At 63.5% G+C, this 12,371-nt stretch carries 14 protein-coding genes and 2 pseudogenes; 11 read left to right on the top strand and 5 right to left on the bottom strand.

Annotation, left to right across the window (positions count from 1 at the left end; translation table 11 throughout):
• Nucleotides 1-2 precede the first annotated feature (2 nt).
• Together ACHMW6_RS07375 and ACHMW6_RS07370 are read left to right on the top strand one after the other, a co-directional pair.
• On the top strand, nt 3-656 hold the full coding sequence (locus ACHMW6_RS07375) for a DUF1345 domain-containing protein (protein WP_395406463.1): 654 nt from the start codon (nt 3-5) through the stop codon (nt 654-656).
• Between the two features lie 59 nt (nt 657-715).
• On the top strand, nt 716-1,069 hold the full coding sequence (locus tag ACHMW6_RS07370) for an HPF/RaiA family ribosome-associated protein (RefSeq protein ID WP_395406462.1): 354 nt from the start codon (nt 716-718) through the stop codon (nt 1,067-1,069).
• A 24-nt stretch (nt 1,070-1,093) separates the two neighbouring features.
• On the opposite strand, the gene ACHMW6_RS07365 is transcribed toward ACHMW6_RS07370, so the two are convergent.
• Nucleotides 1,094-1,873: a helical backbone metal receptor gene (locus ACHMW6_RS07365; RefSeq protein WP_395406461.1), complete on the bottom strand. Its 780-nt coding sequence runs from the start codon at nt 1,871-1,873 to the stop codon at nt 1,094-1,096.
• A 96-nt stretch (nt 1,874-1,969) separates the two neighbouring features.
• Here ACHMW6_RS07365 and ACHMW6_RS07360 point away from each other — a divergent pair, with 96 nt between their 5' ends.
• Entirely contained in the window at nt 1,970-2,947 is a 978-nt protein-coding gene (locus ACHMW6_RS07360) for a GGDEF domain-containing protein (RefSeq protein ID WP_395406460.1), read from the top strand.
• Between the two features lie 97 nt (nt 2,948-3,044).
• Here ACHMW6_RS07360 and ACHMW6_RS07355 read toward each other — a convergent pair whose 3' ends face one another.
• Entirely contained in the window at nt 3,045-3,221 is a 177-nt protein-coding gene (locus ACHMW6_RS07355) for a DUF5610 domain-containing protein (protein WP_395406459.1), read from the bottom strand.
• A gap of 31 nt (nt 3,222-3,252) precedes the next feature.
• On the bottom strand, nt 3,253-3,582 hold the full coding sequence (locus ACHMW6_RS07350) for a DUF5610 domain-containing protein (protein ID WP_395406458.1): 330 nt from the start codon (nt 3,580-3,582) through the stop codon (nt 3,253-3,255).
• Nucleotides 3,583-3,632: 50 nt separating this feature from the next.
• On the opposite strand from ACHMW6_RS07350, the pseudogene sbcB reads away from it, so the two are divergent.
• A pseudogene (sbcB, locus tag ACHMW6_RS07345) lies at nt 3,633-5,074 on the top strand (exodeoxyribonuclease I).
• Nucleotides 5,075-5,188: 114 nt separating this feature from the next.
• Here sbcB and pyrF read toward each other — a convergent pair.
• On the bottom strand, nt 5,189-6,007 hold the full coding sequence (gene pyrF / locus ACHMW6_RS07340; protein WP_395406457.1) for an orotidine-5'-phosphate decarboxylase: 819 nt from the start codon (nt 6,005-6,007) through the stop codon (nt 5,189-5,191).
• 123 nt (nt 6,008-6,130) lie between these two features.
• Between pyrF and ACHMW6_RS07335 the strand changes: the two genes are divergently transcribed.
• The 7 genes and pseudogenes from ACHMW6_RS07335 to ACHMW6_RS07305 all read left to right on the top strand — a co-directional run bounded on the left by ACHMW6_RS07335 (nt 6,131) and on the right by ACHMW6_RS07305 (nt 12,146).
• The gene (locus tag ACHMW6_RS07335; RefSeq protein WP_395406456.1) at nt 6,131-6,724 is read left to right on the top strand and encodes a LemA family protein; all 594 of its coding nucleotides are present in this window, start codon (nt 6,131-6,133) and stop codon (nt 6,722-6,724) included.
• Nucleotides 6,725-6,991: 267 nt separating this feature from the next.
• Nucleotides 6,992-7,531, top strand: a pseudogene (locus ACHMW6_RS07330) (TPM domain-containing protein); the annotation flags it as partial.
• 533 nt (nt 7,532-8,064) lie between these two features.
• Complete coding sequence (locus ACHMW6_RS07325) at nt 8,065-8,451, top strand: TPM domain-containing protein (RefSeq protein WP_395406455.1); 387 nt, start codon at nt 8,065-8,067, stop codon at nt 8,449-8,451.
• Nucleotides 8,448-8,588 carry a hypothetical protein gene (locus ACHMW6_RS07320; RefSeq protein WP_395406454.1) on the top strand — a complete coding sequence of 47 codons (141 nt, stop codon included), beginning with the start codon at nt 8,448-8,450 and terminating at the stop codon, nt 8,586-8,588. The genes ACHMW6_RS07325 and ACHMW6_RS07320 overlap by 4 nt, the downstream gene beginning before the upstream one ends.
• Before the next feature lie 168 nt (nt 8,589-8,756).
• On the top strand, nt 8,757-9,521 hold the full coding sequence (locus ACHMW6_RS07315; RefSeq protein ID WP_395406453.1) for an SDR family NAD(P)-dependent oxidoreductase: 765 nt from the start codon (nt 8,757-8,759) through the stop codon (nt 9,519-9,521).
• A gap of 208 nt (nt 9,522-9,729) precedes the next feature.
• On the top strand, nt 9,730-11,604 hold the full coding sequence (locus tag ACHMW6_RS07310) for a methyl-accepting chemotaxis protein (protein WP_395406452.1): 1,875 nt from the start codon (nt 9,730-9,732) through the stop codon (nt 11,602-11,604).
• Nucleotides 11,605-11,747: 143 nt separating this feature from the next.
• On the top strand, nt 11,748-12,146 hold the full coding sequence (locus ACHMW6_RS07305; RefSeq protein WP_395406451.1) for a VanZ family protein: 399 nt from the start codon (nt 11,748-11,750) through the stop codon (nt 12,144-12,146).
• Here ACHMW6_RS07305 and ACHMW6_RS07300 read toward each other — a convergent pair.
• Nucleotides 12,090-12,320, bottom strand: coding sequence for a hypothetical protein (locus ACHMW6_RS07300; protein ID WP_395406450.1), 231 nt, complete (start codon nt 12,318-12,320; stop codon nt 12,090-12,092). The genes ACHMW6_RS07305 and ACHMW6_RS07300 overlap by 57 nt on opposite strands.
• Between the last annotated feature and the right edge of the window lie 51 nt (nt 12,321-12,371).

Raw genomic sequence — 12,371 nt, 5'->3', positions numbered from 1 at the left:
CAATGAAAACTGCCGTCCACTACTTCGTTCGCAGCCGTCCTCACCTCAGCGTCGCCATCTTGCTTGGCGGCGTGGCCGGCATTTTCCTTCCCTCCTCCTGGCTCTGGCTCACGCGCACACTCGTCGCGTGGAATATCGCCGTGTGGTTCTACCTGCTCACGATGGGCTGGATGATGATGCGCGCCGATCATAGCGAAGTGAAGCGCATCGCCGCGCAGCAGGATGAACGCGGCGCAGTGATTCTCGGCGCACTGGTCATCGCGGCAGTGATGAGCCTGGGCGCCATCGTCGGCGAACTATCCGCCATGAGCAGGATGGCGCAAGACGCGCGCAGTCTGCACTACGCGCTCGTCATCACCACACTGCTTGGCTCCTGGTTCCTGCTTGGCGCGCTGTTCTGCTTCCACTATGCCCACCTGTATTACCGGCAAGGCCAGCGCTGCCTGCAATTCCCCGGCAACGAACTCCAGCCCGATTACTGGGACTTCCTGTATTTCTCGTTCACGATTGCCGTGGCTGCGCAAACGTCGGATGTGACGGTGCTGTCGCAGGACTTGCGCAAGCTGGTGCTCGGCCAGTCCGTGCTCAGCTTTTTCTTCAACCTTCTGATCCTCGGTTTATCCGTGAACATTGCGGCCTCTTTGCTGAACTCCTGAGAAAGGAGTAGGATGGAACCGCGTGAAAACGCGTTTTGATGAACAAACGGGAGCAGCATATGCAAATCAATGTGAACACCGATAAAACCATCGAACGACATGCCGGCCTTGACGACCACGTACACAAAGTCGTGCAAGCCGCGCTTCAGCGGTTCGGCGAACACATCAGCCGCGTCGAAGTCCACCTCAGCGAAAACAATGCACAGAAATCCTCGGACGGCGATATTCGCTGCCTGATGGAAGCGCGTGTAAACGGTTATCAACCGGTTGCTGTGAGCGACCATAACGCCACCCTGCACCAATCCATCAACGGCGCCGCGGACAAGCTGCAGCGCGCACTCGAGAGCACGCTGGGCCGCCTGTACGACAAGCGCCACACGCCGCAACCTGAATATACCGAGACGGAGGAATAAGGGCCCGTTGGGCTGTTGGGCGGATCACTGATCCGCCAACCTCCGCAAGTAGCGCAGCCCACGCAGCGCGCGGCTGCCATACCAGGACATCATCTCCCCATCCACCAGCTGCACCGGCTTGCCGATCTGCCGCTCGAGCGCATCCGCATGCTGCTCGGTGAAGCGATACGGCTCGGTCGACAGCAGCACCTGGTCGATCTGCGCCACCACGTCCTCCGACCACCTGAAGCTCGGATAGCGCGCTTCGCCCATCTCTGGAATCGTCCATCCGATCAGCGCCAGCATGTGGGCGATGTACGTGTCGCGCGAGATGGTCATCCACGGGTCCTGCCAGATGCAGTAGAGCACGCGCTGCGGCGGGCCTTTCGGCGCGGACTCCAGTTCCGCCAGTTCTCGCGTGAAGGCATCGCACCACTCGTCCGCATTCTGCTGCGCGCAGAACACGCCGCCCATCAGCCGGGCCAGCGCGATATTGTCGCGCGGCGTGATCGGATGCGTGACCACGATGTTGGGCACGAACTCGGCAAGCTTGCCGACGGTCGGCTTCTCGTTTTCGTCGATGTTCACGACCACATGGGTCGGCGCGAGCTTGCGGATCTTTTCGATATTCACGTCCTTGGTGCCGCCAACTTTCGGAATCGCGCGCACGGTATCGGCCGGATGAATGCAGAAGCCCGTGCGGCCCACCAGTTGTGGCGCAAGGCCAAGGTCGCACAGCAGTTCGGTAATCGACGGCACGAGCGACACGATGCGCGCCTCCGGGGCGGCTGCATGTTGCTGGCCGAGAACATCAGTGAAGGTCATAGTGCTTGGAAACAAACAATCATGGCGTTATTGAAACACACTCGACAGCGAGTGCGCTATCATTGTCTCCTGTTCACCGCGCTGTACGGAAGTCCCTTGAAACTGATAAGCACCTTCGCCGCTTCTTCCCACTCTATCCGCGATCTCCAACTGTTCCGCGACGCGGACGAGGCTGAAGTCGCGCCCTTGCTGGCGTCCTGCCCTGTGATGCGGGTGGAGGATGGCGAAACCGTGTCCGATCCACAGCGCGCACGGCTCTATATCGTGCTGCGCGGTGCGCTGGCCGTGTCCGCCGACACTCGCTCCGGGGTGAACGATGGCACGATCAGCAAGGTGCTGCCGGGCGAGAGCGTGGGCGAGCAGTCGGTGCTGGACGAGGAAGCGGGCCTGTCCCACATTACGGCGCTGGAAGCCAGCGAAGTGCTACTGGTCGAGGCCGAACTGGTGTGGAAGCTGATCGACAATTGCAATGGCGTGGCGCGCAACTTGCTGCGCCTGCTGTCCTTCCGCATCCGCGCCGCCAATGCCCAGCTGCGCCGGCGGCAGAAGCTTGGTGAGTTCTATCGCCAGCTGTCGATGGTGGACGGGCTCACCAGTCTCTACAACCGCGCCTGGCTGAACGATGCTCTGCCGTCCCTGGTTGCTGCTGCGCAGGATACGCAGTCGCCCCTGTCGCTGGTGATGATCGATATCGATCACTTCAAGCGCTTCAATGATTCGCATGGACATCAGCTGGGCGACCAGGCCTTGCGCACGGCGGCCCAGGTGCTGAGCAGCGCTCTGCGTCCTTCCGACTTTGCCGTGCGCTACGGCGGCGAGGAGATGATGGTCGTGCTGCCGGATACGCCGGAGAATGTGGCCATTTCCGTGGCCGAGCGCCTGTGCGAACGCATGCAGCGGGCGATTGTGTTCCGCGACATGCGCTTGCCTTTGCCGCATATTACGGCCTCGTTTGGTGTGGCGAGCCTGGAGGTCGGGCAGGATGAACTGGGCCTGGTCGCGAATGCCGACGCGGCCTTGTACCGCGCCAAGGAAGCCGGGCGCAACCGCGTTGCCGTTCACGGCGGGCCGTAACCCTCGCCGCCCGTGGCCGGCTTTCGCGCCGTCGACGGATCATACACGGCGGATCAATGATCCGCCCTACGCCGCGTCACGGATTAACGAGATGCGGTTAGGCGTTATCCGTCGTCGGCGTCTGTCCCTTGGCGAAGGAATCGAATCCCTTCATCACCAGCTCATAGGTCTTATCGATATTCGCAGCAACATCCCCGCCCAGCACATTCAATCCCTGCAGGATATCGCGCGCCTCCTTGAACCCCTGCTCCACGCCGCCCTTGATCGTGTCCATGAAGCGCGTCAGCGCCTCATCCCCTTCCAGCTCAGGATGCTGCTGCTGGAACGCCCCAGAAGAACGCCGTGGACAGCGAAACGATGCGTCCCGCCGTCCCCTCCGGCGAATTATCCTGCCCAGCGGCATTCTGGATCGCATCAGGCCCGAACTCCGCCTGCAAATGCTCATTGATGCTGTTGATGGCCGATTGGTAGACCAGCGCCAGCGGATCATTTTCCGATTGCAGGGAGATCGAAGCAGATTCCTGCAAGATCGACACATTCAGCTGCATTTTCGCGCGCTGTGTGGACGAGATGGAGGTATCCGTGCTGGCCGCAGCCGGCGCCGTGCGTGTATTGATGGAAACTGGATTTGACACAATAGTCCTCCTTGCCTCAGCATTCGGTAACGAGAATTCACCACCGCACCATGAGTAACCACACCTTCCTTTGGCACGATTATGAAACCTTTGGCGCCGTTCCGCGCCGCGACCGTCCAGCCCAGTTTGCAGCGATCCGCACCGACGCCGAACTGAACGAGGTTGGCGAGCCGATCATGCTGTTCTGCCAGCCCGCCAACGACTACCTGCCGGACCCGACCGCGTGCCTGATCACCGGCATCACGCCCAGCAGTGCCTGGAGCAAGGTGTTCCTGAGTACAAATTTGCTGCTACCGTCGAGAAAGCGTTCTCCGAGCCGGGCACTATCGGCGTCGGCTACAACACCATCCGTTTCGACGATGAAGTCACGCGCTTCCTTTTCTGGCGCAACCTGATCGATCCCTACGCCCGCGAATGGCAGAACCAGTGTGGCCGCTGGGACTTGCTGGACGTGGTCCCCATGATGTACGCCCTGCGCCCCGAAGGCATCGAGTGGCCTGTCCATGATAACGGCAAACCAAGCTTCAAGCTTGAGCACCTGAGCAAGGCAAACGGCCTGGTGCACGAGGCGGCGCACGATGCGCTGTCCGATGTGCGCGCCACCATCGCCCTCGCCCGCCTGATCCGGCAGAAGCAGCCGAGGCTGTGGGACTTCTGCCTGGCATTGCACAAGAAGGACCGCGTGGCCGACGAGATCGGCATGCACCTGGCGCCGGCGCTGCGCCAGCCTTTCCTGCACGTGTCCGGCATGTTCCCGGCCGAGCGCGGCTGCCTGGGCCTGGTGTGGCCGCTGGCGGGACATCCTACCAACAAGAACGAATTGCTGGTCTGGGATTGCGCCTACGACCCGTCCGAACTGTTCGCTCTCGATGCGGATACTATTCGCATCCGCCTCTTCACGCGCAGCGAAGCCATGCCCGAAGGCATGACACGCCTGCCGATCAAGAGCATCCACCTCAACAAGTCGCCGATGCTGGTGTCCAACCTGAAGACGCTGCGTCCGGAGATGGCGGCGCGCTGGGGGATCGACCTGGAACAGGGCCATGCCTACGCCAGGATCGCGGCCGCTGGGCCGGATATGACGGCAATCTGGGCAGAAGTGTTCCATCGCCCGGCCGGCGAGCCGGCGGATGTGGATGAAGACCTGTACGGCGGCTTTGTCGGCAACGGCGACCGCCGCCTGCTGGAATCGCTGCGGCGCGAGCATCCGGCCAAGCTGGCGTCAGTTGCGGCGCCGTTCCAGGATGAGCGGCTGGGCGAACTGCTGTTCCGCTACCGCGCGCGTAATTTCCCGCAGACCTTGTCGGAAGAAGAGATGCAGCATTGGGAGGAGCATCGCGCCGCCCGCCTCTACGACGGCGCCGGAGGGGCACGGACCGTGGATGATCTGTTTGCAGAAGTTGATCAGCTGCAGAACGAAGCCGATGAGCGGGGGGAGCACATCCTGGCCGCACTCTACGACTACGTGGAAATGATTGCGCCGGACCGCTAGCACGGCGGATCAATGATCCGCCCTACGCGCCGCGATCGGCCCGCGGCGGTAGGGGTCTGACCCCGACATGAGACATGCGCAGCATGTTTCGTGTTGGGGTCAGACCCCGGATTTTCATCGATACAGGTTGATCGCGTCCCGCGTTTCCTGCGCCACGCGGCGCGCGGCGGCAGCAAAATCCTCGCCCGCCTGCTGCGTCGCATACAAAATCGCGCGGGACGAATTGATCATCATGCCCGCGCCATTCGCCGTGCGTCCCGACTTAACGGTCGCCTCCACATCCCCACCCTGCGCGCCGACACCTGGCACCAGCAGCGGCATATCGCCCACGATCGCGCGCACCTGCGCCAGCTCTTCAGGGAAGGTCGCACCGACCACCAGCGCGCACTGGCCGTTCGCATTCCACTTCTCGGCCACCATGCGCGCCACGTGCTGGTACAGCGGCTTGCCGTCCACCTGCAGGAACTGCAGGTCCGAACCGCCCGGATTCGAGGTGCGGCACAGCACGATCACACCGCGATCCTTCCATTCCATGTAGGGCTCAACCGAGTCGGAGCCCATGTACGGGCTCACGGTCACCGCGTCCGCGCCATAACGGTCGTAGGCTTCGCGGGCGTACTGCCTGGCGGTGGCGCCGATATCGCCGCGCTTGGAGTCCATGATCAGCGGGATATGCGGGTACTTTTCGCGGACATAGGCGCAGATGTCTTCCAGTTGGCTTTCGGCGCTCAGGGCGGCGAAATAGGCGATCTGCGGCTTGAAAGCGCATGCCAGGTCAGCGGTGGCGTCGATGATCTCCGTGCAGAATTTGTAGATCCCGTTCGGATCGTGCTGGAACTGGACCGGCAGGCGAGCCATGTCGGGATCGAGGCCGACGCACAGGAGCGAGTTGTTGGCTTCCCACGCGGCGGTCAATTTCTGGATAAATGTCACGGCAAACCCCTTTAATCTTTTTTACGCAAACCCTACATTATAGCTGCCGCGCTGTGTGTCTCACCGCACCATGCCGGGACGCGCTTGCGTGTATATTTCGATAATACGTCTTCGGGAGCGACTATGCGTACCTTTCAGTGGCTGGCTGCAGCCTTGCTGGCGGCAGCACTCTCCGGTTGTGGCTATAACGAATTCCAGGGCAAGGACGAGTCGGTGAAGGCTGCCTGGGGCGAGGTGGTGAACCAGTACCAGCGCCGCGCCGACCTGATTCCCAATCTCGTCAATACGGTCAAAGGCTACGCCTCGCACGAGCGCGAGACACTGGAAGCGGTGACCAAGGCGCGCGCGCAGGCCACCAGCATACAGGTCACGCCCGAGGTGCTGAATAATCCAGCCGCCTTCCAGAAGTTCCAGCAGGCGCAGGGCGAGCTGACGTCGGCCCTGTCCCGGCTGATGGCTGTCTCGGAACGCTATCCGGACCTGAAGGCCGACACCGTTTTCCGCGACCTGCAATCGCAGCTGGAAGGTACGGAAAATCGCATTACCGTGGCGCGCCAGCGCTATATCGCCTCCGTCCAGGACTTCAACACCCTGGCGCGGCGCTTCCCCACCAACCTTACGGCCAAGATGTTCGGCTATGAGGTCAAGCCGAGCTTCCAGGTCGAGAATGAAAAGTCCATTTCGACTGCACCGTCGGTGGACTTCGGCAAGAAGTAAGGAGTCCTGTTCTTGGCCACTTCTCCTGACAATGGCTCCTCCCGCGGCAACGGGGCGAACGGCGATGGCCGCCGCCCGCGTCGCGACGGCCGCCATGTGCGCGGCGGCGGCAAGACCAGCATGCGCGAAGATGAGGAGTGGACCGATCCCCTGCTGGACCGCGATGCCGCCCGCCGCGACCGCAGCGTCTGGCGGCGCACGCGCCGGTCCCAGGTGCTCGCATCCTTCCGCTCCGGCGCTCCTTTCAGCTTCCTGCCCCGCTCGGGGCTGGCGCGTATTCTCCTGGCGATTACTGCGGTATTCCTGCTGCTTCTGATCCTTACCACCGCCCGCGCGGCTGACAGTTTCGTCCCCGTGCCGCCTTACGCCGCACGCGTCACCGACAAGGCGGGCATGTTGACCGCCCAGCAGCGCAGCGCCCTGGAAGGCGTGCTGCGCGACTATGAGGCGCGTTCAGGCAGCCAGATTGCGGTGCTGCTCGTGCCCTCCACCGCGCCGGAAGCGATCGAGCAGTACGGCATTCGCGTGGCCGAGGCATGGAAGCTGGGGCGCAAGGGCGTGGACGATGGCGTGCTGCTCCTGGTTGCCAAGGACAATCCCTCGTCCCTGCGCCGCCTGCGTATCGAGGCGGGACGCGGCGTACAAGGCTCGCTGACCGACGCGCAGTCGAAACGCGTTTTGCAGGACGTGATTGCGCCGCATTTTCGGCAGGGCGATTATTACGGCGGACTGGCCGCAGGCGTCAGCGCGATTTCGACCTTGATCGATAAGGAGCATCTCCCGGCGCCGGCTGGCGCGGCCGGACGCCCCGCGCCTGTCCCCGGGGCCTCTCCCGGCGCGTCCACGACATCCGAAGCAGCGCCGCCCGCGTCCGCTGGCGCCGGCACTACGGGCCTGGGCCGCCTGGCCGAGGCGGCCGGCTCCGGCGCAATCGGCGGCGCCCAGCCGTCAACGCAGCCACGCGCCACGTCCGACACCACTACGACCGGCGCTGACGCGGCTCCCGCTGGCCGCAACGGCAAGGCGAGCGGAAATGCGGAGCGCGGTGCGGCGCGCGAAGGCGGCGGCTTTGGCTGGCTGATGCCCCTGGTGCTGATCGGCGCCGGCTGGTTCCTGTTGCGGGGCCGCGGGCGGCGGAGCGGCCTGCGACGCGGCGGCTGGGGCTCGGGCGCCAGCGGCGTACTGATAGGCGCGGCGCTGGGCAATGCCATCAGCAACGCCGGCCGCTGGGGACATGGCGGCTATGGCGGAGGAGGAGGAGGCTTCGGTGGCGGCGGCGGTGGCTTCAGCGGCGGTGGCGGCGGCACCTTTGACGGCGGCGGCGCGTCGGGAGACTGGTAATGGCACAACTACCCACAAGCTTTGCAGGCAGGTTAAAGCGTGCGCTGCGCCACGCCACAACAGGCGCCGGCAGAGGCAAGGACTGCTTCCCGCCAACCACGCTGAAGGCCATCGAACAAGCCATCGCGCAAGGCGAGCAAAAGCACCGCGCCGAAGTACGATTGATCGTGGAGCCCGCGCTGACCGCAGGCGCCGCATTCAGGGGCCTCGCCAACCGTGAACGCGCGCGCATGCTGTTCGCCGAATACGGTGTGTGGGACACGGAAGAAAACTGCGGTGTGCTGATCTACGTGAACCTCGCCGAGCGCGCGGTCGATATTGTGGCGGACCGCCATGTCGGCGACTGGTCGCCGACACCGAATGGCAAACCATCTGCCAGACCATGACACAGGGCTTCGCCATGGGCGATTTCCACAACAGCACCCTGTCCGCACTGGAGCAGCTCAATACCCTGCTCACGCGGCTCTACCCGAATGACGGGTCACGGCCAAATCAACTGCCCGATCAGGCTGTGATCCTCTAAAATTGTGTTCTCACCAATCACAGGCTGCACATCATTGACCCGCTCCGCGACGCATAAAGAACCAAGGGCATTAAACAGGTGGCTGCCACGATGTGGCAGCCACCAGGTTTGCGCCTCTGGTTTCCCGCGCGTCCCGGGCACATCACCTGATCCGCCGTCCCAACGAACATGAAACTGCACAACAAAGTAGCCATTGTCACCGGCGCCACCCAGGGCATCGGCCTGGCCTGCGCCAAGCGCCTGATCGCGGAAGGCGCGAAGGTCATGCTGGTGGATGTCAAGCCGGAAGGCCAGCAAGCTGCGGAAGCACTGGGCGACCAGGCCCGCTTCTTCGCCGCTGACGTCAGCCACAAGGCCGACGTTGACGCGATGGTCGCCGCCACCGTCAAGGAATTCGGCCGCATCGACATCCTGGTCAACAACGCAGGCGTCACCCACAAGGCCAGCTTCCTCGACCTCACCGAAGAAGACTTCGACCGTGTGCTCGGGATCAACCTGAAGTCCATGTTCCTGTGCAGCCAGGCGGCCGCGCGTGAAATGGTCAGGCAGCAGTCGGGCTGCATCATCAATATGTCCAGCGTGAACTCGGAACTGGCGATCCCGGACCAGGTGCCCTACGTGGTATCCAAGGGCGGCATCAACCAGCTGACCAAGGTCATGTCGCTCAACCTGGCGCCCTATGGCATCCGCGTGAACGGCATTGGCCCCGGCACCATCCTGACCGAACTGGCCGAGCAGGCGGTGCTGTCCAGCCCCGAAGCGCGCCACACCATCCTCTCGCGCACCCCGCTGGGACGCTGCGGCGAACCGGAAGAAGTGGCCTCGATCGCCGCCTTCCTCGCCAGCGACGACGCCAGCTATATGACTGGCCAGACCCTGTTTGTGGACGGCGGCCGGATGGCGCTGAACTACACGGTTCCGGTCAAGGATTGAGAGATATATTGAATTTTTATGTCGCTTATCGAAAACAGAAATTAGACATATATGCTGTGATGCACCATAATTGCACCTGTCTCCACTATTCTCCTCCAAGAAAATAGTTTAAGCCCGCTTTAACCAGCGGGCTTTTTTTTGCGCAGTCAGATCTGCCTCCAAATAGCGGCATAATCGCGGAGAGCGGACCCGACAGGAGGGGGCGATTGTGCTGAACCGGATGAAGCTTTGGCAGCGATTCGCGCTGCTTGGCCTGATGGGCGTCCTGCTCGTGGTGCCGCCGTCCTGGCTGTTCGTCCGCGAGAACAATAAGAGCATTGCCTTTTCGGCCCGCGAGCAGAAAGGCCTGAAGCCGGGCGAACATGCGATGCGCCTGCTGCAGGTGATCCAGCAGCACCGTGGACTCTCCGCCACCTTCCTTGGCGGCGGACAGCTGTCGGCGCAGCGCATGGCCAAGCAGACGGAGGTCGATCAGCTGCTGGCGGGCATGAAGGCCCTGCTGCCGTCCGGCGACGCCAAGCCCGCGCAAATGCTGGCCGGTATTGGCGAGGAGTGGAAGGCGCTGTCACGCGACGTGTCCTCGCACTCCATCAACACCCTGCAAAGCTACCAGCGCCACACCGCCCTGTGCGAAAACACGCTGCTCTTCATCGAACAGATGGCCGACCAGTACGGCCTCGCCCTCGATCCGGATCCGGACAGCTACTATCTGATGCGCGCTGTGTATTTCGACCTGCCGCGCGCAGCCGAAGACCTGGGCCAGACCCGCGCCCGCGGCGCCGGCATGCTGGCGGCGGGCCGCGCGGACGCCGAAGGCCGCGCCATCATGTACAGCCTCCTGAGCAAGGCCCTGGCCTCGGGCGAAGCCATGCAGCGAACCTTCGACAAGGCCTACGCCGCCAATCCGGCCTTGCGCAAGCAGCTGGAGCAGTCCGTCGGCGCCGCCGCGGCCTTGGGCAAGGAGGCTGCCGCACTGGCGCGCAGCCGCATCGCCATGGCCGACACGCTCGACCTGCCCGCGCCGGAATACCTCGTCTTCACCACGCGCGCCATCGATGCCCAGTTCAGCGCCGCCTATGCCGCGCTGGGAACGCTGGCCACCCGCATCGATGCACGCGTGGCAGTCCAGCGCAGCACACGCAACCGGCTGGAAGCCAGTCTCGCGCTGCTGTCCCTGCTGGCCGCTTTCGTGGGGTGGATGATCAGCCGCCACCTGATCCGCGAGATCGGCGGCGAGCCGCGCGACGTGAGCGCCGCCCTCGCCCGCATCGCCAGCGGCGACCTCACCCAGCGCATCGCCCTGCGCCGCGACGACCAGTCCAGCCTCGCGCACGCGCTGCACGCGATGGCCGAGCATCTGGCGCGGACCGTAGGCGAAGTGCGCAAGGCGGCGGACGATCTCGCGCTTGCCGCAGCCCAGGCCAACGCCACGGCGCAAAGCCTGAGCCAGGGCGCCGGCCAGCAGGCCGCCAGCGTGGAAGAAACCAGCGCCTCGGTCGAGGAAATGAGCGCGTCCATCATCCAGAATTCGGACAATTCGCGCGTGACGGAAGAAACAGCGTCCCGCGTCGCGCGCTATGCGGCCGAAGGCGGCGAAGCCGTAGCGCAAACGGTGAGCGCCATGCAGCGCATCGCGCGTGAAATCGCCATCATCGACGACATCGCCTACCAGACCAATCTGCTGGCCCTGAACGCCGCCATCGAAGCCGCGCGCGCCGGCGATCACGGCCGGGGCTTCGCCGTGGTGGCGGCCGAAGTGCGCAAGCTGGCAGAACGCAGCCAGGTCGCGGCGCAGGAAATCGGCGAGGTGGCGCAAAGCAGCGTGGCCGTTGCCGAACGCGCGGGCGCGCTGCTGAAGGACATCGTCCCCGGCATCCGCATCACCTCGGAACGCGTGCAGGAGATCAGCGCGGCCTCACGCGAGCAAAGCAGCGGCGCCAGCCAGATCAGCCAGGCAATGAACGAGCTGAGCCAGGCGACGCAGCGCAATGCGGCCGCGGCCGAGGAACTGGCAGCCACCGCCGAAGAACTGAACAGCCAGTCGGAAACCTTGCTCGCCGCAGTCGCTTTCTTCAAAGCGTAGAAAAGCTTGATCTATGTCATAGAGAGGTCACAGACGCTCCATATAATGGGCACATCTGCCGACACATGCAACCGATATGCGTGGTGGCAGAGAGGTGCGCCGGAGCCCATCCGGCGCACCCCATTCCGTGGTATCTTCCCCCCATGCTAAATTTCCTGCACCAGCTCCTGCTGACGCCCTCCCGTGCCCGCTTGCGCTACTGGAGCGCCATCGTTCTCTTCGTGCTGATCGTCATCATCGGATCGATTCCCGGCGCACGCGCCGAAGCCGCTGTTTGGGCGACCGGCCTGGTGCTGCATGGCATGGCTTATGCGGGCCTCGCTTTCCTGATCTTCACGGGCTGCAGCGGCAACAATGCGCAGCGCGCGCTGAAAGCCGTACTGCATATCGCCGCCATGGGCGCGATCGATGAAATGGTGCAGAGCTTCCTGCCCTACCGCCACGGCTCCATCGACGACTGGATGATCGACTGCACCGCTGCCCTGTTATCCGCCAGCCTTATGTGGCTGCTCTGGACCGCGAGCAAGGTCCGCACTGTCTAAGCCGGCCGCCCGCTCGGCATCGCGCCGCATTTCCAGCAATTGTTCGGATTTGGCCAGGCGCACCAGGCTGTGCAGCGCCTGGTTGAAAACGAAGCGGTAGCGCGGGTCGTCATTCAACCCAACGGTCGCGTCGGTCAATTCGGAGATGACTGTTTCCGTCCTGCGTTGCTGCATGATAGTGTCCTAAAATTACTACGGGACAATTATCCTTCAACTATCTTAAAG

This window comes from Pseudoduganella sp. UC29_106 (assembly GCF_044055365.1).
GTDB lineage: Bacteria > Pseudomonadota > Gammaproteobacteria > Burkholderiales > Burkholderiaceae_D > Rugamonas.
This window is presented reverse-complemented; position numbering and strand designations above follow the sequence as displayed.

What these genes read in the sequence shown, in the direction of transcription:
- ACHMW6_RS07375 (WP_395406463.1), top strand. Translation starts at nt 3, where the DNA reads ATGAAAACTGCCGTCCACTACTTCGTTCGCAGCCGTCCTCACCTCAGC.
- ACHMW6_RS07370 (WP_395406462.1), top strand. Translation starts at nt 716, where the DNA reads ATGCAAATCAATGTGAACACCGATAAAACCATCGAACGACATGCCGGC.
- ACHMW6_RS07365 (WP_395406461.1), bottom strand. Translation starts at nt 1,873, where the DNA reads ATGACCTTCACTGATGTTCTCGGCCAGCAACATGCAGCCGCCCCGGAG.
- ACHMW6_RS07355 (WP_395406459.1), bottom strand. Translation starts at nt 3,221, where the DNA reads ATGGACACGATCAAGGGCGGCGTGGAGCAGGGGTTCAAGGAGGCGCGC.
- ACHMW6_RS07335 (WP_395406456.1), top strand. Translation starts at nt 6,131, where the DNA reads ATGCGTACCTTTCAGTGGCTGGCTGCAGCCTTGCTGGCGGCAGCACTC.
- ACHMW6_RS07325 (WP_395406455.1), top strand. Translation starts at nt 8,065, where the DNA reads ATGGCACAACTACCCACAAGCTTTGCAGGCAGGTTAAAGCGTGCGCTG.
- ACHMW6_RS07320 (WP_395406454.1), top strand. Translation starts at nt 8,448, where the DNA reads ATGACACAGGGCTTCGCCATGGGCGATTTCCACAACAGCACCCTGTCC.
- ACHMW6_RS07315 (WP_395406453.1), top strand. Translation starts at nt 8,757, where the DNA reads ATGAAACTGCACAACAAAGTAGCCATTGTCACCGGCGCCACCCAGGGC.
- ACHMW6_RS07305 (WP_395406451.1), top strand. Translation starts at nt 11,748, where the DNA reads ATGCTAAATTTCCTGCACCAGCTCCTGCTGACGCCCTCCCGTGCCCGC.
- ACHMW6_RS07300 (WP_395406450.1), bottom strand. Translation starts at nt 12,320, where the DNA reads ATGCAGCAACGCAGGACGGAAACAGTCATCTCCGAATTGACCGACGCG.